Genomic DNA, 26,950 nt, shown 5'->3' with positions numbered 1-26,950 from the left:
ACTCAGATCTAGCTGTTTGCCATCTCTGGTGGTCATGAAAAAAGGATGTCTATTTATAGTTGTTGCAGCCATTATTGCTTTTGTTGGGCTCATTGTGGTCGGGCTTATCTTTGGCGACTCTGAGCCGCGCGAGATGCAGCCGGGGCAGGCCGAATTAGAGCGAGCCGAGTCAGCAATTGCGGTATTCAAAGACCAAGTCGGCTACGGCAATACCGAGCAAGCGGTGACTCTAGCTAATGGATTTGGCTCTGACATGAAATCGATGCGTGAGTTGTTATTTACTGAAGCAAAGAAAAAGGGGATCAGCTCTAGCAAAGGAAACTTCATTACCTATTGTTCTCTATCAGAAGACTCAGCTTGTTTTGTAGTACACGCGCCAAAGCTGAGAAAATTCACAGATGAAGCCAAAGACTCGCTGGCTGAACTGGCGTGGCTGGCAGCTAACAAGCAACTGCACGAGCATGACCTGCAGGTGGAAAATCTAGCCGTTGCGATGAAGGGCATAGCGCTGTATTCCATGGTCTACACTGGCACCATGGACCAAGAGGAGAGCCTAGATGGCATCGCCAATCGCGGATCTGATAAAAAAGACCTGTGGCCGTATTTCATCCAAGAACAGGTGGAGAGCGAGCCAGAGATCGATGGCCAAGCTGCGAGCATCGAATAGTGAGTGGTGATGAGAGAGGTGTGAATTCCAGCTAGTGAGAGGTTCTAGCTGGTGGGTGATTTCTGCTGGTGGCTATGGGTCTTGGTTAAGAATTGGCTGTTGGTGGTGTCGCGGGTGGCGAAGCCAAAAGCGGTGCTAAAGCACGCGCACTCTAGACGACTTGCGTGATTCCAGCTAGTGAGAGGTTCTAGCTGGGGTGGTTCTAGCTAGTGAGTGATTTCTGCTGGTGGTTATGGGGCTTGGTTAAGAATTGGCTGTTGGTGATGTCGCGGGTGGTGAAGCCAAAAGCGGTGCTAAAGCACGCGCACTCTAGACGACTTGCGTGGTTCTAGCTGGAGTGGTTCTAGCTGGCGGGTGATTCTAGCTGGTGGGTGATTCTAGCTGGTTGGTGGTTCTAGCTGGCGGGTGATTCTAGCTGGTTGGTGGTTCTAGCTGGTTGGTGGTTCTAGCTGGCGGGTGATTCTAGCTGGTGGGTGATTCTAGCTGGTTGGTGATTCTAGCTGGTTGGTGATTCTAGCTGGGGAGGTTTGAGTTGCAGTAGTTTCATGGCACAGGTCTGAAAACGATCCATTTCTCCGATCTTGCCTTACTCTGAAGCCGCATTATAATCAGCTTATGGCTAATCTCGTAGATGTGCAAAGGCAGGCAGCGGCACTTACTTTTGAAGAAAAGGAAGGTTTGCTGGCGTTTTTGATACACGAGCTGCCTGTGCCTTTTGCTGGTGTTTCGGATCGCGAGATTCTCGAACGTGAGCAGGAAATGGATTCTGCTTCCGTGGAGTTGTTATCGCACGAAGATTTTTTGAGTCAGGTCGGGCGTGACTAGCTATGAGAAAGGTTGTTTACCACCCTCGTGTTCCTTCTGAGGTGCGCGAAATTTTGACCTATTACGAAGGTATTTCCCAAGAATTAGGAGACCGCTTTTGGAATGATTTGCTGGCAGCGATTGATTCCGCGGCTAGCCATCCTGAGAGGCATCATTTTGATCTTATTGGCGCGGGGCTGAGGCGGAGTAAGCTTCAGGACTTCCCCATACATGTATTGTTCAGAGATTTTCCCGATTACGTGCGTGTGACAGCAGTGCGTCACGATCGGAGCGAGCCGACGTTTGGCGTGCGGCGAAAGTAAATTACCGATCCATTGGTGTTGGTTTGTCTAGCTGGCGGTTGATTCTAGCTGGCGGTTGATTCTAGCTGGTGGGTGATTCTAGCTGGTGAGTGATTCTAGCTGGTGAGTGATTTCTGCTGGTGGTTATGGGGCTTGGTTAAGAATTGGCTGTTGGTGGTGTCGCGGGTGGTGAAGCCAAAAGCGGTGCTAAAGCACGCGCACTCTAGACGACTTGCGTGATTCCAGCTGGTGGGTTCACTTGCAGCTGGCTGGATTTGTAGCGGGGGTTTCCATGCAAAGGTCTGAAAACTTAAATCTTCCCTCTCTGTCTTTATCTTGAATTGTTGTTTTACTTGAATCTCTGCGGTGCGCGTGGAGTATGTGTTTATGCCTAGTCAGGATAGTAAAACCGAAACTCGCGCAGGCCTATTTGTATTGATAGGTCTGTTGATGCTGGGTGCCTTGATCGTTCAGTTCGGTCGGTTTGGTGATCGGTTTAAGGGCCAGTACCCGCTGGTGATAGAATTTCCTGATACGGCGGGCTTGATTAAGGGCAGTGAGGTGAAGCTGCGCGGTGCCAAAGTGGGGCGAGTGGCGAGCAAGCCTGAGCTGACTGGCCATGGCACGGTGAGTATGGAGTTGCGCATTGTGGACAAGATCAAGGTGCCGCGAGGATCGGCATTCACGATTGTTTCCTCGGGTTTGCTGGGGGATAAGTACATTCAGATTTCTCCGCCAGCTGGTGAGGTGGATGAGTATTTTGCGCCGGGTGAGAAGCTGATGGGCGTGGGGGCAGGTGGATTTGATGCGATTCAGAGTGATGCTGAGAGTGTGGCGCGAGATGCCCGTACCTTGATGGAAAATGCTAAGACGACATTGATGAAGATTGATGGTGCGCTGGATGACATCCGCGATGTGGCTGGCCAGCTGAATGTGTCGATGGAGAAGGTGAATGGCGGTGTGCTTTCGGATGAAAATTTGGATAGTTTTCGCACGACGATGGTGAATTTGGAGCAGGCGAGCGAGGAGATGAAGGCATCGAGCCAAGAACTGCAGCCGACATTTCGCGAGGCGCGTGAGGCGATTGCCAATGTAAATGATGCGGTGGATGGCGCGAAGGCGATGTTTGCCAGCGCGAACCAGCAGATTGCCAATGTGGAGCCGGCGCTGAATGAGCTGCCAGAAGCGATCCGCAGCATCAAAAATACGGCGCAAGCGGCTGAGGAAACGATGGAGCAGCTGAAGAGCGACGACGGTTTGATTGGCACGCTGGTTTACGATCAGGAGGTGAAAACCGATACTAAGGTATTTCTGAACAACCTGCGCAGACACGGGATTTTAGGGTATAAAGACGACGAAACTTCTGCGGAGAATGACCCGCGGCTGAAACCTCAAGGACGCCGACGCTAAGATGAAAATGTCGAAATCATTTGTGGTACGCATGGTAGTCTGGTGGCTGCTGATTATTTACCTAGCACTGGACTTTTTTGTTTTTAAGGGGCCGGTGAAAGGGGAAATTGACAACATGCGCTCAGACAGCGATGAGCTGGTGGCGGCGATGCGCGCGCAGGGCATGGTGGCTAGAGTGTATGGCAAACCCATCTATCTGGGGCAGGTGGACCGGCGGCTGGACGAACGGCTGTGGCGCATGGACCAGAAGCGTGCAGATTTACCAGCCAAGCAGCTGGAAATGTGGCGCAAGGTGGTGCTTGAGGAGCTGATTGATGAAGAGCTGATGCGTATCAAAGTGCGCTTTAACCAAGGCGAATACCCGGTGGCTGAGGAGAAAATCGACCAACAGCTGGCGTATTTCAAAGCGCGCTTTGCTAGTGACGAGGAATACCAGCAGGCGCTGGTAGCTCAGGGCATCGAGAACGACGAGGAGATGCGCTACCGCATTGCCGCCCAGCTGCAGCAGGATATTTACCTCGCTGAGAAAATCAGTGACGCAGTAGCTATCGATGACGAGCTGGCGATCGCGTGGTTTGAGCAAAATAAATCTGAGCTGGCGCAGCCAGAGAGCCGGCGGGTGAGGCACATATTCATCGCCAAGCTCAACAAAGACAGCGCGGTGGTGAAACAGCGGCTCGAGCAGGTGCTGGGCAATATCGAGTCTGGCCAAATTGACTTTGCCGATGCGGCCGCAGCGGTGAGTGAAGATGCCGCCAATAAATCGCGCGGCGGTGAGCTGGGGTGGATGCACGAAGGTCGCTTGCCGGAAGATTTTGCCCAAGCTGTATTCCAGCTGGAAACTGGTCAGCCGAGGCTGATTGAGAGCTCGCTGGGCTGGCACATTGCTGAGGTGGTGGCGGTAAATCCAGCGCGTCAGGCGAGTTACGACGAGCTGGCTGATGAGATAAAAAGCAACCTAGCTGACATGCGCCGCACTGAGGCGATTCGCCAATACCGCGCGAACTTGCGGGCGATGCACCCAGGCAAGGTGGTATTATTTTCATTCGATGGATTGTAGGCATGTGCGCAGTGGCAGCTTTTTCGCTGTTTATTCCAGCTGAAGCATGTATCTAAAAGAGGCGATGAAGCACGATACTGGTGAACCTAAAATCTATTTGCTGCCTAACCTGATGACGGCGGGCAACTTGTGTTGCGGATTTTTTGCGGTGCTAACCATTTTCAAGGGCATGGAAGTAGCCAATGCCAGCGGGAGTTATGATTTCTCGCTAGCCTACAGCTACTATCAAGATGCGATTTTGCTGATCTTTGGATCCTGTTTGTTTGACCTGCTAGATGGTAGGCTGGCGCGCATGGGTGGCAAAGAATCTCCCTTCGGCCAGGAATTTGACTCGATTGCCGATGTGGTTTCCTTTGGCATGGCGCCGGCGATGTTAGTTTCCAAGGCGGTATTGTTTAATCTCGAAGCCAAAGTGGGCTGGGCGATTGCCTTTATCTATCTGCTCTGCGGAGCGATGCGACTAGCGCGCTTCAACTGTCTAGCCATGATGCCGAAAAAAGAAGGAGCGTCGATGGACTTCCGCGGCATCCCTATCCCGATGGCAGCTGGATTTATTGCTTCGGTGACCTTTTTGCTGATCCACCTGAGCAAGACCGACCAAGACCTGGGCGCGTGGAATTACGTGCTCGGTGCGGCAATGTTAGGGCTGTCGGCGCTGATGATCAGCAATGTGGAATACCCAAGTTTTAAGAAAGTTGGTATGACTTCCAAAGGGAGCCTGTGGGGCATTGTAGCTGGCGCCTGCGTGATCTTGCTTTTGTTTAACGAGCAAACTCGCTGGTACACACCAGTGGTGATTTTCTCACTCTATCTGATCTACGGGCTGATCCGCCCGTGGCTGTCAAAACGCTGGCGGCATAACATCGAAGAAGCGCTCGACGAAGACGAGTGCTAGTAGAAATGGCTCGCCAGCTGGCATCGTCCAGCCGCGCCGAGCGTAGCTTCATGATTCATTTTTCCTATGTCTGAGTCGCCTGCTAGACAGCTGGCATCTCTAGCGATTTTTAGCTGGTTGGCCAGTGTGCCAACGGGTGCGCGCTGCATGATACTCTCGGCGCTGGGATTTGCTACAATGACTGCCTGCGTGAAGTTAGTCGGCTTGCGGGGTATTCCCATTTTGGAAATTGTCGCCGCGCGTGCCCTGGTCTCGTTGATCATCAGCTACGCGGACGTCAGACGTAAAAAGATCTCGCCGTGGGGGCATCACAAAAAGTTGTTAGCCACGCGCGGGCTGGTTGGCTCTTTGGCATTGGTGTGTGTGTATTATGCGGTGACCACATTGCCGCTGGCTGAGGCCACCATTTTACAATACCTGCACCCGATTTTTACCGCTTTGTTAGCATTGCTTTTCCTTAACGAAAAAGTGCGCAGGTCCACCTTGTTGTGTATTGTGCTGAGTCTAGCTGGTTTGTTAATCATGGTGCGTCCTAGCTTTCTATTTGGCGCTAGCATGAGCCTGCCCGCGCTGAGTGTGGCGGCGGCATTGGCGGGCGCTTTTGGTAGCGCGCTGGCCTATGTGATCGTGCGCCAGCTGAGCCAGACGGAAGACAGCTCGGTGATTATTTTTTATTTTCCGCTGATCACTTTGCCGGTGGCGGTGATGATGTTAGGTGACGGTTTTGTCATGCCAGATGGACCAGCTCTGGCGCTGTTACTTCTAGTTGGTCTATCGACCCAGTTTGGTCAGGTATTTCTAACTAAGGCGCTGCGCGCTGAGGAAGCAGGTCGGGCGACGGCGTATTCGTACGTGCAGGTGTTGTTCTCAATGATCTTTGGCTGGCTGTTATTTAGCGAGCTGCCAACGTGGTGGACGCTAGCTGGCGGTGCTTTGATTGTCGCTGGCGCGCTAGCCAATGTGCTAGGCAAACGCTAACTGGCTATATTTTCTAGCAAGAAAAATGCGGTTGACCGAGATGGCCAACCGCATCCTTCCAATATGAAACAGGGGGTAAGGTGTTCTTACGCTTTCCTGCGGCGCATGATAAAGGCCATGCCTGCTAGTCTGGGCAGGCTGGTAGAAATTGGTTCAGGGGTCGCAATGATCAAGCCCTCGAGTGAGATTCTAATGAGTATTTCGTGAGGATAAATAAAGAAGTGGTGGGATGTATTATACGATCGCTTGGTTGATGGGCGGTCTAGGTAAACACCAGTCATTTGAAATAAATGAATAAACTGGTATGATGGATTTTCTTTGCGAAGGTGAAAAAAGTTTCCGCGAGCTGTGAGGAATGGACCAGCTGACGGGTTTGTGGCCCAGCTGACGGCAATTTTTGCTATTTCTGAGCGATGCTGGTGGACTGGGCGCGGGCGGGTTTCCTGAGATCTCAGCAGATGGCATGGCTCAGTGACCGCTGGAAGTTTGGCAGCGTGGGCAGGTAGAGACAAAAAAAAGCGGCTGGCCCAGCTGGGCCAACCGCTTTTAAACAATATGGACTATGAAAGGGTGCTTATAGCTCAACGAGGAACTTGGCGAGCAAGGTCATAACGATGAGGGCTACTGGGTAAATAGTAGCGTAGCTAACCACCGGGATGTTTGAGGTGGTACGGCTGGTAAGGGCGCCGAGAGCAGGTGTGGAGGTCATGCCACCACAGATGCCGCCGAGTGCTTGCAGCGGGTTAAGCTTAAATAGTTTGGTAGCTAGCGGGTAGGCGAGCAGCATTGGCACGGTAGTGATGGCGATACCAACAAAGAGCAACATTGGGCCCTGAGCGGCGAGTGTTTCAGCCATTTTGTCACCACCTTTAACACCAGCATTGGCAAGGAAGAATACCAGACCAAGGTCCTGAAGGAGCATACGTGTAGGACGTGGAATGTGTCCGCGGATGCGACCAATCTGACCAAAGTGACCGAGGATGAGCGCCATGATGAGCGGTCCACCAGCGAGGCCAAGGGTGATGCCTGATGAGCCAGGAAGGCCAAATGGAATCATACCGAGGATGATGCCCATGACGATACCTGCACAGATAGAAAGGAGGTCAGTCTGCTCGAATGCTTGTGAGCGGTGACCGATGGATTTACCGAAGGCATCGATGCCATCTGGAGTACCCACAGTACGCAGAACGTCGTTTACTTGAACAACGGTCTCGCGAGTTGGGATGATGGTCTGACCCATACGTGTGATACGAGTCACGGTGACACCAAAGTTTTTCAGTGTGTGCAGGCTGCCGAGGCGCTTGCTGCATTCTTTTTTTGTGACCACTAGCTGAGCGCGCTCATTTTCCACATCTTTAGTGTAGCTGCGATCGCTGACTTTGCCGATGTAGTCGATGGCCAGCTGGATGGTTTTCTGACGACCAACGAGCAGGATGTAGTGACCTTCTTCGAAGGTATCGTCGTATTTCAGCGGGCGAAGTTTTTCTTCAGCTTCGTCCATGATGCGAGAGATCTGGCAGCCGTCGATGTTGACCATTTCTGAGCGGTTGAGGCGCTGGCCAAAGATGTTTGGGTTGGTGACTTCTACGAGCACGTTTACCACTTCGTTACCTTCGTCGTTTTTAGATGCTTGCTCACGGTCGATTTTGTCGAGGTCGAGCTTGAGGATACGTGGCATCAGCTGGACAAAAAGCACCACGCCGATCACCCCAAATGGGTAGGCGATACCATAACCAACGATCACGTCAGATGATGTGGTAGCCTCTGTAGCTGCAGCGAGAGCTGGAGTAGAAGTAAGCGCACCAGCGAAAATACCAGTACTCAGAGGAGCTGGAATATCGAGGAACTGAGTAGCTCCCCAAGCCATGGCGCCGCCGAGACCTACGATGATGCAGGCGAGTTTGGCGAAGGTGACCCCTTCATTGGCTAAACTGGAGAAGAAACGACCGCCGGCACCGATGCCAACGCAGTAGACGAAGATCACCAGGCCGATGTTACCAATGAGGTTTGGTAGTTCGTAGTGAAGGTGACCAAATAATAGAGCGACAAAGAGAACGCCTGATGTACCGAGTGATAACCCGGCCACTTTGATATTGCCTAGGGCTAGGCCTAAGCCAACCACTGCAAAAAGAGCAATGAGAGGATTTTGGAGTAATGAATCAATAACTTCCATGATCTGTTGTGGTGTATGGCACCGGAGTGGTGCTGGCGCACTAATAGTCCTATTTAACCACTAGGGCAATGCTCATAGAAGCAAGGATCTTGACAAAAACAGCTCCTTTCTTGCGCCGCCTAATAGGTGGTGAGCTGGCGCAAGAATGACTCAATGTAAACAGTTTCAATGCCTGCGCTCGGTGATGTGGCCAAGCGCAGGGCAGCCAGCTGTTGTGTCATCGCCGAGAATGCTAAGTGGCTGATGATTGCAGCTGGCTGGCTGGAAAAGTGGGCGCTTATGGTTTGAGCCAGATTGGCCCTGGGTGGTTGATTTTTGTCGCCTTATTTTCGCTGCCGGGCAGTGTGCCACGAAGGATTTTGCCTTTGCGCACTGGGTAGATCACCTCGCCGTCGACAATTTTTGGTGGCGCATGTTTATCTGGCGTGAGCTGGTCGGGAACGGAGTCGCCAGTTTGTTTGGTCCACTGGCCGAGCAGTTTGCGCCCTTGCTCAAGTGCTTTGGCGTACTCTGGGTTATTGGCCAGGTTGTTGGTCTGCATGGGGTCTTTAGTGAGGTCAAAAAGTTCTTCCACTTGGGTCTCGAACATCTGCTCTTGCATGGCGCTGAGCTGGCCAGCGGCCTGCGCTTTCCACATCTCGGTGCCGGATGGGTAGTTGGTGCCAGATTCGTAGCTGAGGTTGGAGTCATTTGGGGTATTGTTTTTGATGTAGACGAGATCACCAAAGCGCACCATGCGCTCGTGGCCTCGGTACATGTGCCAGTTGCGCTCACCAAAGATGAGCTCGCGGGATTTTGCTTTTGGGTCTTTGAGCACAGGTAAAAAGCTCACACCTTGCACGGATGGTGGAATTTCTACGCCAGCTAGCTCGAGGCAGGTGGCGCTGAAGTCGATGGAGCTGATCAGGCTGTCTGAAGTAGCTGGCTGGGAAATGAGCTTGGGGAAATGCACAATCCAAGGCGTTTTCAGCCCGCTATCATAGAGGCGTGTTTTACAGCGAGGAAATGGGCGACCATTATCCGCGGTGACTAGAATCAGAGTATTGTCGAGCACCCCTTGGGATTTGAGCTCAGCAACGACTTCGCCAATGTAATAATCATAGCGGCTGACCTCGTGGTAGTAGCCGGTGAAGTCGGTGCGCGTGACCTCGTTATCGATAATGTACGGCGGCACCACAACTTGATCGTGTTCATAGGTAGGCGCATTGTCGTCGAAGTTCCATGGTCGATGAGCATCTACGGAAGCAAACCAGGCGAAGAAGGGTTTGTCTTTAGGTCTATTTTGCAGCAGCTCCACCCAGTCTTCTTGGCGGCCAGGTCCACGACCGTTGCTCCTTTTTTCAAAGGCTTGTGAGTTGCGGCCAATCATGTGGTTTTTGCCCGAAAGAATCGTATAGTAGCCAGCGTCGCGCAGCAGCTTGGTGAAGGTGACCTGATCATCTGGCAAGAGCTGGTGAAGTTCTGGCGCGCCAGTATTGTGTGGGTAGCGGCCAGTGATGATGCTGCAGCGGCTCGGGCTGCAGCTACTCGCGGTAACATAAGCATTATCAAAGCGCATCCCTGCAGCGGCGAGCGCATCAATGTGCGGGCTCTGGATGGTGGGGTGGCCGTAGCAGCCAAGGTCTTCCTGGGAAATATCATCGGCGATGATGAAGACGATGTTTGGCCTTTCTCCATAGGTGGGGAGCTGGCTGAGGAGTGAGAGCGCGGCGAGCGCTGAGATATATGTATTCATGTTTCACGGTCACCCTATCATACAGGGCAAGCTCGCTGACGATGGCGCCGGTTCCATTGCGGGCTGATATTTCGCCGCGATGCCTAACTAATCACTCAGCGCGGTCGGTTTAGTTAGTTCAGCATCAGATGGTTGGTGGGGGGAGTTTGTGAAATGGGCAGCGCGATCGACGTGGAATAGTGAAAATTGGTTTTTCGCGCCAAAAACGGTCGATTTTAAGTAAAACCAATTAGGTGTTAGTTTGCGTTTGAAGTGCAGATTTGAATATCGCTGGGTGCCCGCTGGATGTTTTTATATCTCTCCTACTTCTAATGAGTTAGCTGTGTGAGATCTGGGTTTCTTTGTATTTGGTCAGGTATTTTACACAATGGTTTGATAGAGCGGGGTGCTTTTTAGAACTTTACCGAAGATATTGTTTTAAATCAATTTAGCGGCAACGGGATCGTGACTAATTACCCCCCTAACTTCGGCTAGTACGAACGAGTGTCATTGCAACCCTAGGATGTGATGAATGCTAACGGGCTATCAGATCATTGAGACTAATTGAGTAAAATCAAAACCAGCAGAAATCATGAACGACAATGAAATTTTAGAACAACTTCAGGCGAACAAGGTAGCCCAAATTTTGGCTCAAATTCGCTCAGCAAAGGCAGCTCACATTCAGTGGCGTACAAACGCACAGGCATTGCTTTCAGGCATTACTATCAGCCAGGACCTCGTTCCATTGGCGCACACAGATTGTAAGTTTGGTAAGTGGTACCATGGAGAAGGCGCCGTTCTTTCCCAGCTAGAGTCATACAGAACGATCGCTACGCCACACGAGATGCTGCACACTATCTACATGCAGATCTACAACCTGCAGGCGCAGGAAGCACAGCGTTCAACGATTTACAAATTCCTCCGCCCTGGCTCAAAAGCTGAGTGTGAGAAGATGTCACAGAAGCTGATGCAAGACCTGACTAACGTATCTGAAACATTGCTCAGCGCGCTCACCATCCTTGAGAGCGAAGTGCAGAGTGCAGGCGCAAACCTTTAATTGATAGAACGAGAGCTGGATCTTCTAGCAGTTGGCCATTTTTTACCATGGCGTGTTAGTTTCTCCAGCTGGAGTTCAAAAAAAAGCCACCCATGTGCAGTTGCGCATGGGTGGTTTTTTTGTGCCTAGAGCTGGAGGTTTTCCAGCTGGCGGAAAAAAATGAACTGGCCCTTGTTAGGACGGCAAGGGCCAGCCGTATGTTATGGGGACGGGGAAAAATTATTTACCGGCGTAGATTTTGTTTTTATCGAGTTTCTTGCCGCTGAGTCCTTGATAGATTTCTGAGCCAGCTAGCAGGAAGGCACCGGTGCCGTATGGTTTGGATGTATTGGCTTTGAAGTCGACAGGTTTATCACCAACTTGCTGCACACCGATGTAGCGGCCGTCATCGGTGACGTATTCCTGCATGCGGTTCCATGTTTCCAGCGCTACTGGCCAGTAGGTTTCTTTATCGAGGTAGCCGTGGTTGACTCCCCAGGCGAAGCCGTAGCAGAAAAACGCGGTGGCGCTCATCTCGTTGCCGGTGACGTCTTCTGGATCTAGCAAGCTAGCTGACCACAAACCATCTGGGTTGCGCACCGCGAGGATGCCAGCGGAGAGGTCTTGGAAGGCTTTGATGTATTTTTCCTTAGCTGGACGGTCAGCTGGATAGAGCTCGATGACGCGGGCGAGGCCACCGTGCACCCAGCCGTCGCCGCGTCCCCAGAAGACGTCTTTGCCATTTTTGGATTTCTGCTCGAAGTAGCGGTCGTCGCGGTAGATGAGTTTGTACTCTGGGCGGTAGAGGTAATCCCAGGTGGCCCAGAATTCTTTATCGAGGAAGTCGAGGTATTTGCTATCGCCTGTGGTGACGTACATGCGGGTGAGCACTGGCGGCGCCATGAAAAGGGCATCGCACCAGTTCCAGCGTTCTTTGTTGGCTTTTTTGTCGTGGGTGAGGCCGCAGCTGGATGGATTGTCGACCACGTGGTCGATGCGCTTTTTGATCGTCGCTAGCATTTCTGGTTTTTTGAAATGCGCGTACATGGCGAGGTCAAATTGCCCGTGGGCGAGGTGGTCGGCGTGGTAGGGTTGGCGTTTCAGCCCGTGCTCAAAGTCCCAATTATTCTTCTCCCCAATCTCAATGAGCTTCTTGCCTTGCTCTGGATCTTCAGTGAGGTGGTAGAGCTCAGCTAGACCGGCAAAGGCTGTGGCGTTGATCCAGTCGGCTTTACATTTTTTCTGAAAATCATCGAGCTGCTTGTTAGCCACTTTGTTCATGGCGGCTAGAGTGCTTTCGGCAGTGGCTGGCTCAGCGGCGTGCAGGCCCAGAGTGGCAATGCCAGCGGTGATGAGGTGAGTTAAAATTGGTTTTAGCATGTTATCTATCTGTTATGGAATAGAGGAATAACTAAAAATACTGCGGCTGTCAGAAATTAATTTCGGCAGAATTGGCAAATTGGCCGATCTGCGTCAGATTTGAAACAAACAGGTGCTTGTGCTTGCGTGATGGTTTCCTGCTGATGGACTAAGAGCTCGTCAGCATGATCTCTTCTTGCCAACTCGGGATAGCTGACTACATTGCCACGAAGCAAAACAATATATGGTTAATTTACTCATCAACCTCGGCATCATTGTGGGTGTCATCTTGGTTTTCAATATCATCATTTTTGTCCACGAGCTCGGTCATTACTGGGCGGCGAAATGGCGTGGGCTCAAGATCGAGCGATTCCAAATTTGGTTTGGCAAGCCGATCTGGAGCAAGACAATCGGCGGCGTGCAATGGGGGCTGGGATCGATTCCAGCTGGCGGATTTGTCGCCCTACCGCAGATGGCGCCAATGGAGGCGATCGAAGGCTCCAACAGCTCAGACGAACCGCTACCTCCGATTTCAGCTACGGATAAAATCATCGTTGCCTTTGCCGGCCCGCTTTTCAGCATGCTGCTCGCTTTGCTGGTCGCCTTTGGTGTCTGGCAGGTAGGCAAGCCAGCTAACGTGCTGACATCGACGACTGTAGGCTACGTGCTGCCAGGAAAACCAGCTGCAGAAGCTGGCCTCAAGCCGGGTGACAACATCATCGCGGTGAATGGCAATCCGGTGGATTGTTTTGGTGGCCGCATCGATACTGGTATTCGCGAGAATGTCATGCTGAGTGAAGGTGATACCATTCGCATTACAGTGGAACGTCCCGGTGAGGAAAATCCCATTGACTTACGCATGGGCTTCAAGATTCCTGATACAAGGTTTTGGGAAAGAAAGGCAACACGTCAAATTGGGTATAGGCCAGCGGAAAAATCAATTGTAGGCCTTGTGCTTGAAAATAGCCCAGCGCAAGTGGCTGGTGTTAAAGTGGGCGACGTGGTAGTGAGTATGAATGGAGAAAAGCTTTGGTCTTCCAGTCAGCTAGTCGCCTTGGCTGAAACAGCAGAGCTGATACGGCTGGAAGTACTAAGAGGTGATGAAACATTAGAATTGTCTCTAGTTCCAATCAAGCCTACTCAACCATCGAAGGCTAAGCCTGAATTAGGAATTCGGTGGTCTCCTGATTTAGACTTTTACAATGGTGAGATTGTTTACCCAACACCAATGGAGTCCATTTCTGACAGCATGGGCATGATGAAGCGCACGCTACAGGCGGTGACTTCCTCTAAGTCCGACATTGGCGTGCAGCACCTCGCTGGCCCTATCGGCATTGGCAAAAGCTACTTCGAGATGTTCAAATCTCAAGAAGGCTGGCGTCTGGCACTCTGGTTCACGGTGATCTTCAACGTTAACCTCGCCGTGCTCAACATGATGCCATTCCCAGTGCTCGACGGTGGCCACATCACCCTGGCCATTTTAGAAAAAATCGCTGGCAAGCCGGTGAACATCAAAGTGCTGGAAGTCATCCAGATGAGCTTTGTGGCGGTTCTCTTTTCTCTCTTCATCTACGTCACCAGCAAAGACATCGGTAGCTTCATCCCAGGACAGAAAGCTGAAAAACAACTGCCGGTCAAATTTGCCGATCCAGCTGCCTCTGCTCAGCCTGCTGCGGTGAGTGAGTAATTCACCATCATTGATGGTTTAGAAATCTTAGCTAGCTGGTGAGTGATTTTCGCCAGCTGGCAGCTCAAAATGAGCACATTATCGGCCCGCAGCATGAAAATACTAGCTGGCTGTAAGGGAAATTTCTTCTAGCTAGCTAGCGAGTGAAATAATTGAGTGTTTTCATCCGGCTAGTGATTATTGGAAAAGTGATCGCAAAGGTGCGATTTTTACATTTTTTTCTGTTTTTTTTGCGGATTTTCGCGCATTAGCGCGTCGCGCGGCAAAATTTTTTGCTCTGCGGTATTGCTAATTTTGCGAATTGCCGTAGCTAGATGCGCAACGGCGCTAGGTCGCTACAACCAAAATCAAAGAAAAATGACAGATCTTTCCAAGTATCGTAACATTGGTATCTTCGCTCACGTGGATGCGGGTAAAACCACCACAACTGAGCGTATCTTGGCGCTTACCGGCAAAATTCACAAAATCGGTGAGGTTCACGACGGTGAGTCAACAACTGACTTCATGGAGCAGGAAGCTGAGCGTGGTATTACTATTCAATCAGCAGCGACTACATGTTACTGGAAAGAGCACCGCTTCAACATCATTGATACTCCGGGCCACGTTGACTTCACTGTTGAAGTTTACCGTTCGCTCAAAGTTCTCGACGGTGGTGTAGGCGTATTCTGTGCTTCTGGTGGTGTTGAGCCTCAGTCAGAGACTAACTGGCGCTACGCAAACGAATCTGCTGTTTCACGTATCATTTACGTAAACAAACTCGACCGTGTTGGTGGTGATTTCTACAAAGTGGTAGACCAAGTGAAGAACGTGCTCGGCGCGACTCCACTGGTGATGGTTCTGCCAATCGGTATCGAAAGCGACTTCGTAGGTCTCTGTGACCTGCTTACTCGTAAGGCATGGATCTGGGATGACTCAGGCCAGCCAGAAAACTACACCATCGAAGACATCCCAGCTGACATGGTTGAAGATGTTGAACTCTACCGTTCACAGCTCATCGAAACTGCTGTTGAGCAAGACGATGAACTCATGATGGCTTACCTCGAAGGTGAAGAGCCAAGCATGGAAGACATCAAGCGCTGCATCCGTAAGGGTACAATCAACCTCGACTTCTTCCCTACTTACTGTGGTACTGCATTCAAAAACAAAGGTGTTCAGCTTCTGCTCGACGCTGTTGTTGACTACCTGCCAAGCCCAACAGAAGTTCCTGCTCAGCCAGAAGTTGACGCTGAAGGTAACGAAACTGGTGAGTTTGCTACAGTTACTGCAGACGGCCCACTTCGCTCACTGGCGTTCAAGATCATGGACGACAAGTTCGGCGCACTGACATTCACACGTATCTACTCAGGTGTAATCAACAAAGGTGACACCGTTCTCAACAGCTTCACAGGTAAAACTGAGCGTGTTGGACGTATCGTGGAAATGCACGCTAACGACCGTACTGAGCTCGACCAAGCACGTGCTGGTGATATCGTTGCTCTCGTTGGTCTGAAGAACACTCAGACTGGTCACACACTCTGTGATCCTAAGAAGCCTGCTACTCTCGAGCCTATGGTATTCCCTGAGCCAGTGATCTCAATCGCTGTTGCTCCTAAGGACAAAGCAAACGCTGAGAAACTCGGTGTTGCTATCGGCAAAATGGTTGCTGAAGATCCATCATTCTACGTTGAAACTGACGAAGATTCTGGCGAAACCATCCTTAAGGGAATGGGTGAGCTTCACCTCGACATTAAAGTAGACATCCTCAAGCGTACACACGGTGTGGAAGTTGAAGTAGGTCAGCCACAGGTTGCCTACCGTGAGTCCATCACTAAGGTGCTCGAAGATAGCTACACTCACAAGAAGCAGTCTGGTGGTTCAGGTCAGTTCGCTAAGATCGACTACACCATCGAGCCGCTTCCAGAAGATGCAGAAAACAACTTCGAGTTCGAATCAAAAGTTGTTGGTGGTAACGTTCCTCGTGAATACTGGCCAGCTGTTGAAAAAGGCTTCAAAATGTCCATGGAAAAAGGTGTTCTCGCTGGCTTCCCAATGACAGGCATGAAAGTGACTCTCAAGGACGGTGGATTCCACGCAGTTGACTCCTCAGCAATCGCCTTCGAAATCGCTTCTAAAGCAGCTTACCGTCAGTCAGTACCTAAGGCTGGTGCACAGCTCCTTGAGCCAGTGATGAAGCTCGACGTCTTCACTCCAGAAGATCACATGGGTGACGTTATCGGTGACCTTAACCGCCGCCGTGGCATGATCAAAGCTCAAGAAGCAGCCTCTACTGGTGTTCGCATCAAAGCAGAAGCAGCTCTCTCAGAGATGTTCGGTTACATCGGTGACCTTCGTACCATGACTTCAGGTCGTGGTCAGTTCTCCATGGAGTTCTCTCACTACGCACCATGTCCTAAGAACGTGGCTGACGAAGTGATCGCTAAGGCCCTCGAAGAGAAGAAGTAATTCTCTCTAGCTAGATCTAATATTTCCAAGCGCCGGTTCCCAATGGGAGCCGGCGCTTTTTTTATCTGCTCATCCTGCCAGCTAGAATCGTGGGTTAGAAAATGGTCATTTATGTGTAAAAAATTAAATTTACTTAAGAAATGGACACATTATTCTGTATTTATTGTACGTCAAATTCGCTTACCCCAGCATGGACAGGCATAGGATATCGCCAGTTGCAAGCGGAGCTAACAATATCTATCAAATTTTATAACAATGAAACTTTCAGCTATCACCACAGCGGCCATCGCCTTAACTTGCCTCGGTCTTACCTCATGCGACAAAGGAACCAGCGACTCAGGTGAAACGACTAGCGGATCATCTGGCCTAGGCTCCGGCTACCTCGGCGGCATCCAGTTGCAGGTGGATCTACCAGATCCAATGATTGAGGGCACACCAGCTCCAGGAACGATGGATCTAGATCTCCCTATCCTGATGTCATTTCCTGAATTCTTAGTACCAGAAGACAGCGTCATTCTATCAGCTGGAAAACCAGTCACCTCCAGTGATTCAGACCCTATCATTGGTGAGCTCAGCTATCTCACAGATGGCGATAAAGAGTCTGGTGAAGGATACTTTGTAGAGCTCATGCCTGGCACCCAGTGGGTACAGGTAGACCTAGAGCAATCAGCTGAAATCTACGCGCTTGTTCTCTGGCACTTCCATAGCCAGGAGCGTGTCTATCATGATGTGATTATTCAGGCATCTAATGATCCTGAGTTTAAATCAGGCGTCACCACATTATTTAATAACGACTACGATAACAGCTCGCAGTTAGGCAAAGGGCACGACAGTGCTTATATGGAATCTCACTACGGCTTGTTAGTAGACGGCAAAGGCACAGAAGCCCGCTACATCCGCTGTTATAGCAATGGCAACACCGCTAACGAAATGAACCACTACATCGAGCTAGAAGTTCACGGACTGAGTAAGTAATCTCCAGCTAACAATAAAATCCAATTTTAAAAAATCACCTGCTAGCCAGGTGATTTTTTTTGCCTTACTCAGTTAGCTGACGGCAGTGATTTCGACTTGGTTTTCGACATAGACCTTTTGCAAAAACTGCGAGCTCTTTACCGAGTCACCTATCATTTCTTCAGGAGTGAGGAACAGCGCCGTCGACCACGCATCAGCGTGGCTAGCCAGCTCGCACTGGCTCCAGATCCGTTTGTGCTGGGCGGGCACCTCAGCAAGCTGTGGGTGGAGAATATGGCCACCTTGCACTTCGTCGCCCGAGGCACTCAGCGATGCATTTTCCAGCTGCAGAGTGCGTGAGTGATGCTCACCCGTTAGGTTGATAGGCCAGCTGGCGCAGCCAAACGCGAGATGAGTACTCGCGCCAGCTGAGAGCAGACCACCTTTGATCTCCCAGCTTTGCAAAATTAAGCGAATCTGATCCAGAGTAAAACCTTTGCCAATGCCACCAAGGTCGAGCACACGACCAGCTGAGAGGCAGTCAATGGCATGTTGATCTGGACTCAGAGCTAGCTGGCCGGTGATAGCTGGGCTATCACCACTGAGCTCACTTTTGAGATGCTCAATCTGTCTGCCCAGCGTGATGTCAAATAAGCCAGCGGTATCCACGCTAGCCTCCATCGCCAGCAGCAAACAATCGTAACACTCTTCGCTTAAACGCAATGTCTGGCCAGCTTGCAGGCGGTTGATCTGGTAGATTTCTCCGCCCTCATGGTAGCGGCTCAGCTTTCTTTCTAATTCATCGATGCGCTCAATGCATTCGGTTTCTAATGACTGCGCTAACTTGATGTCATCCGTGAGAATTCTCAGCGAGAACTCGGTCATCATCGCTTCGTGGCGGATGAGAAAGTGAGGAATGGGTGAGTCGATAGATTGCATCTTCGCTGTGACCTTAGTGATTCATTGGCCAATTCTCCATCCATTTATCCCACAGGTCTCTGCGCAGATACATCATCATCGGTTGTTGATTGCGTAAGGAGCGGACAAATGGAACATGGCTATGGCTGAGCATCTCTGAATAAAGCTCGAAATGGACCGGCATGACAAATAACACTGGCACTGAGCTGTCTGGTAGACTTGTCGGTTGCTGGGTATAGGTGACCATTGGCTGATGCCTGAGGTACCACGGTAGCGGCCAGTAATTTTCTCCAATGACCTGCATGGGTGATAAAGAACCAGCTGGAAGTTCGTTATTTAGCGTGCCTAACCAAACTTCTAATGACTCCATGTTGCGGTTGCTGGCTGTGTATGCGTATGGGTTTCTTTCATCAGAATGAAAGCGCTTTGAGGCCTGCTGTGAGGTGCGCAGCTGGATGCTTAGTGCCACCGCGATGATGGTGATAGAGCTTAGCTTCAATGTGCGAGACCACTGCGAGAAGCCAGAAATACTGAAGCCTGCTAGCAGACAGAAATGAGCCCAAGGCAGGCACATCAGCCATGGGGTTTTGTAATCTATCAGGCTGTAAATAAGTAGGTGAATGAACGCGGAGTAGCCGAGAAAGCGAATGACGCGGGCATGGGAAATAGCTGTGAAGCTGCGGGCAAAGCCGACTAATGCGAGCAGAAAAATGGGCAACTCGTGCCACCAGATGGCCCTTTTCTCCGGGATGACTAACATGTCGAAGTAGTAGCCAAAAGCTTTGTCGTGACCATCTTCTATTTGATAGACAAAGTATGTCTTCAGACTGTCCCATAGTCCAGCTGGCTGGCTGAAGCCATTTGAGTAGATGACTAGCCAAACGACAAGAAACGCGCCGACACAGCTAGCTAGCGGAGCCCGATAGGGGCGTATTTTTTGCTCTAGCTGGCCAAATTTGCAGCTGCGGATTTCGGGTAGTTTGAGTAATACCCAGCTAGCAAACCAAGCAATCACGCTGATCGCAAAGGTCTCTTTGGCGGCAAACATAAATCCAAGCGTGAGCCCAATCAGCATGTAATAGCTCAGTTTTCGCTGCGGCGTCAGCTGGATGAGTAAAATCACACAGAGCAGACCAAAAAATGTCAGCTGGATCTCGTGAGTGAACATCCGGCTGAAATAAACTAACAGCGGAGAGGTGGCTAATAAAGAGGCTGATAAGATAGCCACACTGAAGCCAAAGCGTGAGTATAAAAGTAGCGGGAGAAAGAGCAGGGCCGAACCAAATATCGCGCAGCTGGCCCTGAGCGGAAACTTGCTCATTTCAGACCACTCGTTTTCTCCAGCTAGTTTGCACGAGATAGCTGCCGTTAGGGTGAGCAGCGGCCCGTGGAAGTGCTCCGGGTTAAACTGGTAGGGTTGATCAGAATTGAGCCGAAATGAGGTAAGGCGCGCACCGGTAGCCTCATCTGCATGCATTGGCCGCTCGCTGAGCTCACTGAATCTTAGATAGGATCCAGCCAGCCCAATCACGACGAGGGTGATTAGGCTAATGATTTTTTGCGCGCGGCTCATGAATGATAGCTGGGCCAGAGGTTAATTTGGCTGCCTTATAAAACCCTAACTATCACAGCTGGTAGTCCAGCTGGCTGACCGCAGAGCGGGTTGGTACTGATGGCTTAGAGTTTGGGGTGACGGTTTATATTTTCAAGTGATCTTCGGTGAAAATGATAGGTGACTTAGTCTCAGCTGAAGGGTTCACCCAGTAGATAGGCGCTTCACTTTCAAATGCGTGTCTGGCGTCGCAGTTTAACTTTGCCTCACCGCGGATGGCAGCAAAAAAATTCTCCAAGTGTGGTTGATGTGGCGGCTTTGTTAGCTCGCCCGGAAGCATGTATTCCTCCGCTGCAGCCGACTCGTAGGATGAGATTCCTCCAGCTGCTTTTTGCTGCACAGGAGATGATTTTCGTTTGAGGTAACCTTTCTTCACTAGATCGTCCCACGATGGAGCGGTACTCTCTCTGTAGATGGCACTGTTACTTGCGAGCTCGGCAATTTTCACCGTCCCTTCAGTGCCCATGAAACTTTCAAAATAACCACCTCCGGAACTGGTTGTTGTTAGTACTTGGTAGAATGCGCGTACAGCTCCTTGAGGTGTATCGTATTCAAAGATCGCCATGACGTTGTCATAGTGCTCACGCGATTTGAAATAATCATTGCCGCCAGAGGCAAAAACGCTCTTTGGCTGGCATCCTAGGAACCAATTGTAGACATCTATCTGGTGGGCGCCTAAGTCAGAGATAGGTCCGCCTGATAGATCTCGATAATATCGCCAATTCATAAAGGCGTGCATGTCCTTGTAGCCGTACTGTTCGAGAATCTTAGGGTCAATCGCTAGGCTCTTTTTGTACTGAAGGTCCTGTGATGATGCCACCGCACGGTTCCATTGGCCGTTGATATTAACGATGGTGCCACAGATTTTTTTATCATTGATCAGATGATCTAAGGTGAAGGTGTAACGTGGATTGCTGCGGCGCTGATGGCCAATCTGGCAGAGCTTGCCACTGCGGTCCATTGCGTGAACCATGAGTCTGGCACTTTCGATAGACTCAGCCATCATTTTCTCACAATAGACGTGGAGCCCAGCATCGAGGCACTTCACGGTGTGTGGAGAATGCCAAAAATCAGGGGTGGCGATGATGGCTGCATCTAGCCCTTTTTCTTTGGCTAGCATATCATCAATGTCGCTGTATTGGTTTGGTACATGTCCTTGTAGAGCTCTAACTTTTGAAGCTCCGCCACGGCGGTTATAGTCCCAAATGTCGCAGACTGCTTGGAAGTGTAGCCCCGGAATATTGGCCATTGCCTCGAAGAGCACTCTGCCTTGTTTGCCTACGCCTATAAGAGCTACGTTGATCTTGTTGTTAGCTGAAGTAGCTACACTAGCTAAACCAGGTAGGCCCATGACCATTCCAGCTCCTGCTAGAACGCCACTTTTTGCTAAGAAATTACGCCTGTTCATGACTTGTATTGTTGAGTTTGTTAGTCGGCTGGATTACCATTTCTTTAGTAGGCGGAATGGGTCATGTTGGGTTTTCTGCAGAGCCATCACCACGAGGATGATGTGGATGCCTAACCAGGCAATACCAGCATCTTGTTTGAGGAGTACCAATCCCCATGTTAGGCTGATGTAGAGAAGGCCTAATGCAATCAAGCTAATTCTGCTAGCTACGCCTAAGAGAATTAACATACCGAGGATGATGAGTGATGGGCCTAGAATGGCATCGTAAATTTTAAGCATCCAGTCAGCCATTAAGGGCTCTTTGGCAAAGGCTGATTGCAGTGAGCTAGGGATGCCGTGGTAGTTGTCTAAGGCGTAAGCTTTATTGCTAGATGTGACTGCTGTAAGATCTGAACTGTAGACATTGCCATCAACTTTTATTGGCTGGCGGCCGACATCTGAGCCAGCGTATTTTTCTATGCCAGTCTGAATCGCCCTAACCGATAGCCAGAGGCGTAGCAGTATGGCTGATCCTGTATCTTGCAGTGATGGTCTAGGTTCATTATTGGTACTATTCATAATAAATATTAAAGGTGGCAATCCGCTGGAATTTCTAATCTCGATCTTCTTTGATGCTCTGTTATTGGTATTGGTCTGATGGATCAAGTTGATTATGTGAAATTCGCTATCGCAAATGAAATTTTTTTTCTTAAGCGGTTATTTTTTGAGATGATGTGAGAAGCTATTATGTGGGCTGATTTGCCATTTAGCACATTAGCATGAAGCATCAATTGGCTGCTCAGCTTCCGCTAAATCAATCGCATGGACTCTATTATACGCAGCTGAAGTATTTCTTCTTGCAGGTGTAATAAGGCCTCAAAGGTGCCTGAATTCACTTTATTATCTGAAAGATGACGGGGGAATTAGAGGTATGTTATTAACCATGAAATAATGATGAATGTAAATATACTACATCTGCAATCAAATTGGCCAATCGACTAAAATACCTGTCCTTCTATAATTAGAGGTGTTACCGATTTAGTTTCTCATTAGCTAATGAATTGCTATGGCATCACAAAATTAAACTTTCGCTTTAGCTAAGCCTAAGGGGACGAAGCCTCGTTTGAGCATGGAAATTACTTTCAATTGGCGAGTTGAGTTTTAGATCACTATTGTTAAAAAATAGGGCCATTTAGTGCTGGTTGAATTGAGTGAGCTGCCACGTAATATAAAGCATAATATGAAAATAATGAAACACATTGCACTAGTTGGCCTGATGATTTCTGCTAGCCTCCAAGCGGAACCAATTTTTAACGGTAAAGATCTAACTGGCTGGAAGGGTGTCGGCCATGAAGTCATTGATGGCAAGATCGTCTGTACCTCTGACAAGAAAGAAGGCGCCTGCAATCTATACACCGAAAAACAATACGAAAACTTCATCTTTGATTTTGAATTCAAAGTTCCACCAGCTGGCAACAGTGGTATTGGCATCCATTCTACAGGTGACGGTGATGCTGCCTACGAAGCGATGGAGATTCAAGTTCTCGACAGCTCAGACGCATCTTACAAGGATATCGACCCTATCCAACATCACGGAGCTATCTACAAACTTCAGGCAGCTGAGCAGGGTTTCCTTAAGCCAGTAGGTGAATGGAATAAACAGACTATCATTGTTTCAGGTCCGCACATGTTCATCATTCTAAATGGCAAGTTGATCAACCGTGCTAACTTGGACGAGCTTGCAGCAAAGCACCCAGAGCATAAAGGTGTGAAGCGTCGCAGCGGACACATTGTTATCTGTGGTCACAGTGACCCAGTTGAATTCCGCAACCTCAATGTTGAAGAGCTTCCAGCTACCTCTAAATAAAGAATCTCCAATAGAAACATATTCACATGAAAGACAATTCAGATCTATCTAAGTCACTAACAACTGGACGCCGCCAGTTCCTCAAAGGTGCCGCCGCATGGGCTGGCATCCAAATTGTCCCAAGTCATATTTTGGGTGGTCCTCTAGCACCGAGTAATACCCTAACTAAAGGTATTATCGGCTGCGGCATGATCTTTAGTAATCATATTAAGACACCTGGTAAGTTGATTGCGATTTGTGATGTTGACCAAAAACATCTCGCTAAGCGCATGCAGACCGTTAAGGGCAAAGAAAACGGCGTGACTCCATACCACGATTATAAAGAGCTCATCAACCGCGATGACCTTGATATCGTTCATATTGCCACTCCGCCACACTGGCATGCATTGATGACTGTTGAAGCTGCTAAAGCTGGCAAAGACATCTGGTGTGAAAAACCAATGAGCCGTACTATCGCTGAAGGTCAACTCATGATTGATGCTGTGCAGAAGTATGAGCGTATCTTCCGTCTCAATACATGGTTCCGCTTTAGAAGTAACTTCTACGGACTGAAACAGCCGGTATCCCTAGTCAAAAAAGCAGTGGATAATCAAGTGCTCGGTGAGGGGCCATACAAAGTCACCATCAGTAAATCTACAGGATTTGACTGGAAATTTATGTGGGTAGGGAAAACTAACTTACCAACACAGCCAGTTCCAGATCACTTCGATTACGAGACATGGTTAGGGCCTGCACCTGCTAAGCCGTACAACAAACACCGTACCCATGCCACATTCCGCGGTTACTGGGATTATGATGGTGGTGGTCTCGGTGACATGGGGCAGCACTATTTAGATCCAGTACAATATATCTTAGGTAAGGACGATGAGCTGCCAATTAGTGTAGAAATCGACGCCGACCCACAAGACTCTGATGCTATTGGTGAGTGGCGTAGAATTGAATATACCTACGCTGATGGAACTAAGATTATCCTCGATGGCGAAGATAAAGATAAGGACGCTGCCTTCATTGAAGGACCTAAGGGTAAAATCATGAAAGGCTTCAAGAGTGATATCCCTAATCTAATCGAGAAACTCAAGGGGCTGCCTGAGCCTGCTCCTCAGGAAACTGATTTCCATGAATGTGTTCGTGAGCGTAAGAAATTCTGCCTCAACGAGCAAAATGGCTACTATTCATCAACACTGGTCAACTTTGGTATCATTGCGCATCGCATTAACCAAAACCTCGATTTCAATCCTGAGACCTTCCGCTTTGCACAGGAAGAAGCTAACGCATTGATAGATCAGCCAGCGCGTGATAAGTATCAGATCAATATCTAGTCATCTGGCTAACAAAGAGAACTAGTTATTCTCTTCAGCCAAACCTAATGATTACTAGCGTCGGTCCAAACGGGCCGACGCTTTTTTTGATCTCAGATGGCTTCGTTGAGATAGACTGCTGACTGAAGTTAGAGAGTTATTTTAAACTGACACCAGGAGGCAACCAGTCATCGCCGAGGGCCTCAATCTGCACTTTTTCGGGGCGGTGGATGGTTGAATGTTGTGAGTTGCCATGGTTCTTTGTGAGCTTAGACCTTTTGGGTTCTAGCTGGCTGATCATTTTATCAAAGTCTGATTTATCTGGAGTGCCTACTATTCTGCGATGTATTTTCCCACGATGGTAAATGACTGTTGACGGTGTTGACGATAGCCCTAGTGATTTGAACCAGCTTCTCTCTGTGTGAGCATTGGCTCTGACAACAATGGTGGAGTTAGGATATTGACTAGCTATGGGCTCCAGCACGGGAACCACTTGAACTAAAACGCCTCACCTGTTTTTATAACAAGTCCTGTCTGAGGTGCTGTAAAAATTGAGTATGATGATGCGGTCATCATTTTTCACTAGGTAGTTCAAATCCGCTTGGTTGATCTCGCTAACCATTCCTGGTTTGGCTTTATAGGAATCTGAGGTCTCACCTGATGTGTCATTATGAAGGCTGAGAAATTCATCACAAGAAACAAGGCCGCTGAGCAGCGCCAATGTTGCTGCTAACTTCACTAGCCTGCGCCAGCTGTTATTGAGGTGACGTGTCATAAAATAAATTTACGAATTGAAACTTCGTTTACAAGCGCAATTGAGGAATCTATCAGGCATTGCGTCTCCCTGTATGTTATGGATTGACTGGCTGACTGTAAGAGGATGAACGATGTGGCGCATGATAGCCGCCCTGGTAATAGCTGAGAGATTTTTTACGCCACACGTTTAAACGCCTGTTCATCGGCATAAGTCTTGTGGGCTCAATGGAAAAACAAGCTCCAGCTAAACCGATGTAATTTTTCATAGGTGATAATAACTTGTCAGATGGATTTCGTTTACTAAACCTAAATGGAACGTCCGTCTGTCACACAGGGCGGCAAAAAACACCTAATCGACATGAAAGAAATCTCTGTAATATTAACATCATTAACAATAGCTGCGTTGCCGAGCATGGCTGCCTCTGTTAGCATCGGGTTGAACGGTGATGGCTCCACAAGTCTACCATCATCTGTGAATAGCTATTCCTACTCAGTGAATGAGGGCACTGTTGCTGGCAATACTACTGAAGTCGGTGCTGAGACGCCTGCGCTTAACCCAGGCAACTTTGATAACGGGGTGCATACTTGGGATTTTAGTAGTGGAGGTAGAACGTCTGATATCTCTACACCGGCGGATTTGAGTACAGCCATTACTTATGGGAACTACATCGATATTACAGTAGAATTTGATGCCTCTGTTAGCTCTGTCGAGGGGATTAGCATTGATGGTATTCGCTCAGTAAGACGTTCTGTTGGGGCGCTAGGTTTCTTTGCTCAGGCTGGATCAGAGTTTACAGGTACACCATCGGTTGGTGATTCGTTAGGATCTGTAACGGGGTATAATGCTAACAGCGCAGAGCCAGTTGCAGATGCTGCAATCGTACTAGACCTCGGCACAAGCTTTGACAGTATCGACATCGATACTGGCACACCGAGCACCTATACCTTCCGCATCTATGGCTGGAGAGCGGATGGAGCAAATATTGATGACGATACGAATAGTGAAAATAGCGCTGGCGGAAGTATGCAGTTCAAATTTTATGCCAATGCGCTAAGTTTCAACGTGACCACAATCCCCGAGCCAAGTTCAGTTAGTCTGCTAGGACTGGCTGGTTTTGCATTCATCATGCGCCGCAGAAAATAACAAGCTCTAGCTGGTCTCTAGCCGCTTATGTATTTTCTAGCAATGGCAACGATTGGCCCAGCGAGTGGGGGTATATAGGTGACTCTGGCGATCGGCTGATAGAGTGAGGCACAGTGCTTTACCTTTGTGGATATGGTCACTTTGCGGCATCAGCTAGACGATGTCGATTATCTGGCTGCTGCCGTGCGATTCGCACGGTTTCATCCTTTGTAGATGAGCATTTCTCTGCCACTAAAGTGAACGTCGGCGGTATCGAAAATATTGTACGACAAATGTGGATGAATTTGCTTGGTCGCTTCGGAAATGATCCAGCATTGCCAGGCGTAGTTTGGGCGTTTTCTGATAAATACTCCTATAAAGACGGACAAGTTGATGCAGTCGAGCAGGCCTTAGAAAACTTCATTTGTGACCATTAGTGCCTTATTTACATAGTTATTTTGGCGATAGAGCCTAGTTCGGTCTACGTATTGTTAATATATAAAACATG

At 49.4% G+C, this 26,950-nt stretch carries 25 protein-coding genes; 15 read left to right on the top strand and 10 right to left on the bottom strand.

Going from position 1 to position 26,950, the window contains the following annotated elements; translation table 11 throughout:
• Positions 1-34 precede the first annotated feature (34 nt).
• The 6 genes from JIN82_RS14920 (at position 35) to pssA (ending at position 5,138) form a co-directional block, all read left to right on the top strand.
• Positions 35-667 carry a hypothetical protein gene (locus JIN82_RS14920; protein ID WP_200312464.1) on the top strand — a complete coding sequence of 211 codons (633 nt, stop codon included), beginning with the start codon at positions 35-37 and terminating at the stop codon, positions 665-667.
• Between the two features lie 615 nt (positions 668-1,282).
• On the top strand, positions 1,283-1,492 hold the full coding sequence (locus JIN82_RS14915) for a hypothetical protein (protein ID WP_200312463.1): 210 nt from the start codon (positions 1,283-1,285) through the stop codon (positions 1,490-1,492).
• 2 nt (positions 1,493-1,494) lie between these two features.
• Positions 1,495-1,794, top strand: a complete 300-nt coding sequence (locus tag JIN82_RS14910; RefSeq protein WP_200312462.1) for a type II toxin-antitoxin system RelE/ParE family toxin — start codon at positions 1,495-1,497, stop codon at positions 1,792-1,794.
• Positions 1,795-2,160: 366 nt separating this feature from the next.
• Positions 2,161-3,183, top strand: a complete 1,023-nt coding sequence (locus tag JIN82_RS14905; protein WP_200312461.1) for an MlaD family protein — start codon at positions 2,161-2,163, stop codon at positions 3,181-3,183.
• 7 nt (positions 3,184-3,190) lie between these two features.
• Positions 3,191-4,243: a peptidylprolyl isomerase gene (locus tag JIN82_RS14900; RefSeq protein ID WP_200312460.1), complete on the top strand. Its 1,053-nt coding sequence runs from the start codon at positions 3,191-3,193 to the stop codon at positions 4,241-4,243.
• A gap of 64 nt (positions 4,244-4,307) precedes the next feature.
• Positions 4,308-5,138 carry a CDP-diacylglycerol--serine O-phosphatidyltransferase gene (pssA, locus tag JIN82_RS14895; RefSeq protein ID WP_200312538.1) on the top strand — a complete coding sequence of 277 codons (831 nt, stop codon included), beginning with the start codon at positions 4,308-4,310 and terminating at the stop codon, positions 5,136-5,138.
• On the opposite strand, the gene JIN82_RS17370 is transcribed toward pssA, so the two are convergent.
• Positions 5,135-5,287 (bottom strand): hypothetical protein, encoded by a 153-nt coding sequence (locus JIN82_RS17370; RefSeq protein WP_234042075.1) that lies wholly within the window; start codon positions 5,285-5,287, stop codon positions 5,135-5,137. The genes pssA and JIN82_RS17370 overlap by 4 nt on opposite strands.
• Here JIN82_RS17370 and JIN82_RS14890 point away from each other — a divergent pair.
• Positions 5,286-6,116: a DMT family transporter gene (locus JIN82_RS14890; RefSeq protein ID WP_234042074.1), complete on the top strand. Its 831-nt coding sequence runs from the start codon at positions 5,286-5,288 to the stop codon at positions 6,114-6,116. The two genes, JIN82_RS17370 and JIN82_RS14890, sit on opposite strands and share 2 nt — an antisense overlap.
• Before the next feature lie 86 nt (positions 6,117-6,202).
• Here JIN82_RS14890 and JIN82_RS14885 read toward each other — a convergent pair whose 3' ends face one another.
• The 3 genes from JIN82_RS14885 to JIN82_RS14875 form a co-directional block, all read right to left on the bottom strand.
• Complete coding sequence (locus JIN82_RS14885; protein ID WP_200312458.1) at positions 6,203-6,628, bottom strand: hypothetical protein; 426 nt, start codon at positions 6,626-6,628, stop codon at positions 6,203-6,205.
• 62 nt (positions 6,629-6,690) lie between these two features.
• On the bottom strand, positions 6,691-8,289 hold the full coding sequence (locus tag JIN82_RS14880; protein WP_200312457.1) for an aspartate:alanine exchanger family transporter: 1,599 nt from the start codon (positions 8,287-8,289) through the stop codon (positions 6,691-6,693).
• Between the two features lie 277 nt (positions 8,290-8,566).
• The gene (locus JIN82_RS14875; protein ID WP_200312456.1) at positions 8,567-10,024 is read right to left on the bottom strand and encodes a sulfatase family protein; all 1,458 of its coding nucleotides are present in this window, start codon (positions 10,022-10,024) and stop codon (positions 8,567-8,569) included.
• Between the two features lie 571 nt (positions 10,025-10,595).
• Between JIN82_RS14875 and JIN82_RS14870 the strand changes: the two genes are divergently transcribed.
• Positions 10,596-11,060, top strand: coding sequence for a CZB domain-containing protein (locus JIN82_RS14870; RefSeq protein ID WP_200312455.1), 465 nt, complete (start codon positions 10,596-10,598; stop codon positions 11,058-11,060).
• A gap of 219 nt (positions 11,061-11,279) precedes the next feature.
• Here JIN82_RS14870 and JIN82_RS14865 read toward each other — a convergent pair whose 3' ends face one another.
• Positions 11,280-12,419, bottom strand: a complete 1,140-nt coding sequence (locus JIN82_RS14865; protein WP_200312454.1) for a glycoside hydrolase family 88/105 protein — start codon at positions 12,417-12,419, stop codon at positions 11,280-11,282.
• 223 nt (positions 12,420-12,642) lie between these two features.
• Between JIN82_RS14865 and rseP the strand changes: the two genes are divergently transcribed.
• The 3 genes from rseP to JIN82_RS14850 all read left to right on the top strand — a co-directional run bounded on the left by rseP (position 12,643) and on the right by JIN82_RS14850 (position 17,502).
• On the top strand, positions 12,643-14,085 hold the full coding sequence (gene rseP / locus JIN82_RS14860) for an RIP metalloprotease RseP (protein WP_200312453.1): 1,443 nt from the start codon (positions 12,643-12,645) through the stop codon (positions 14,083-14,085).
• Positions 14,086-14,442: 357 nt separating this feature from the next.
• A complete protein-coding gene (fusA, locus tag JIN82_RS14855; RefSeq protein ID WP_200312452.1) occupies positions 14,443-16,527 on the top strand; it encodes an elongation factor G in 2,085 nt (694 codons plus the stop codon).
• Positions 16,528-16,782: 255 nt separating this feature from the next.
• The gene (locus JIN82_RS14850) at positions 16,783-17,502 is read left to right on the top strand and encodes a hypothetical protein (protein ID WP_234042073.1); all 720 of its coding nucleotides are present in this window, start codon (positions 16,783-16,785) and stop codon (positions 17,500-17,502) included.
• 72 nt (positions 17,503-17,574) lie between these two features.
• Here JIN82_RS14850 and JIN82_RS14845 read toward each other — a convergent pair whose 3' ends face one another.
• From JIN82_RS14845 to JIN82_RS14830, 4 genes are all read right to left on the bottom strand, one after another.
• On the bottom strand, positions 17,575-18,420 hold the full coding sequence (locus JIN82_RS14845) for an FAD:protein FMN transferase (RefSeq protein ID WP_200312451.1): 846 nt from the start codon (positions 18,418-18,420) through the stop codon (positions 17,575-17,577).
• Between the two features lie 13 nt (positions 18,421-18,433).
• The gene (locus tag JIN82_RS14840; RefSeq protein WP_200312450.1) at positions 18,434-19,972 is read right to left on the bottom strand and encodes a flippase activity-associated protein Agl23; all 1,539 of its coding nucleotides are present in this window, start codon (positions 19,970-19,972) and stop codon (positions 18,434-18,436) included.
• 124 nt (positions 19,973-20,096) lie between these two features.
• Positions 20,097-21,419, bottom strand: coding sequence for a Gfo/Idh/MocA family oxidoreductase (locus JIN82_RS14835; protein WP_200312449.1), 1,323 nt, complete (start codon positions 21,417-21,419; stop codon positions 20,097-20,099).
• 33 nt (positions 21,420-21,452) lie between these two features.
• Positions 21,453-21,977, bottom strand: coding sequence for a hypothetical protein (locus JIN82_RS14830; protein ID WP_200312448.1), 525 nt, complete (start codon positions 21,975-21,977; stop codon positions 21,453-21,455).
• Between the two features lie 670 nt (positions 21,978-22,647).
• On the opposite strand from JIN82_RS14830, the gene JIN82_RS14825 reads away from it, so the two are divergent.
• Positions 22,648-23,265 (top strand): 3-keto-disaccharide hydrolase, encoded by a 618-nt coding sequence (locus tag JIN82_RS14825; protein WP_234042072.1) that lies wholly within the window; start codon positions 22,648-22,650, stop codon positions 23,263-23,265.
• 26 nt (positions 23,266-23,291) lie between these two features.
• Positions 23,292-24,584, top strand: coding sequence for a Gfo/Idh/MocA family oxidoreductase (locus JIN82_RS14820; protein WP_200312446.1), 1,293 nt, complete (start codon positions 23,292-23,294; stop codon positions 24,582-24,584).
• 487 nt (positions 24,585-25,071) lie between these two features.
• Here JIN82_RS14820 and JIN82_RS14815 read toward each other — a convergent pair whose 3' ends face one another.
• The gene (locus tag JIN82_RS14815; protein WP_200312445.1) at positions 25,072-25,338 is read right to left on the bottom strand and encodes a hypothetical protein; all 267 of its coding nucleotides are present in this window, start codon (positions 25,336-25,338) and stop codon (positions 25,072-25,074) included.
• A gap of 291 nt (positions 25,339-25,629) precedes the next feature.
• Between JIN82_RS14815 and JIN82_RS14810 the strand changes: the two genes are divergently transcribed.
• Positions 25,630-26,463 (top strand): PEP-CTERM sorting domain-containing protein, encoded by an 834-nt coding sequence (locus tag JIN82_RS14810; RefSeq protein WP_234042071.1) that lies wholly within the window; start codon positions 25,630-25,632, stop codon positions 26,461-26,463.
• A 113-nt stretch (positions 26,464-26,576) separates the two neighbouring features.
• Positions 26,577-26,879, top strand: a complete 303-nt coding sequence (locus JIN82_RS14805) for a hypothetical protein (RefSeq protein ID WP_200312443.1) — start codon at positions 26,577-26,579, stop codon at positions 26,877-26,879.
• Positions 26,880-26,950: the final 71 nt, after the last annotated feature.

It is taken from the genome of Persicirhabdus sediminis (genome assembly GCF_016595495.1).
GTDB classification, from domain to species: domain Bacteria; phylum Verrucomicrobiota; class Verrucomicrobiia; order Verrucomicrobiales; family Akkermansiaceae; genus Persicirhabdus; species Persicirhabdus sediminis.
The sequence above is the reverse complement of the archived record's forward strand: the minus strand, read 5'-3'. Positions and strand labels throughout refer to the sequence as shown.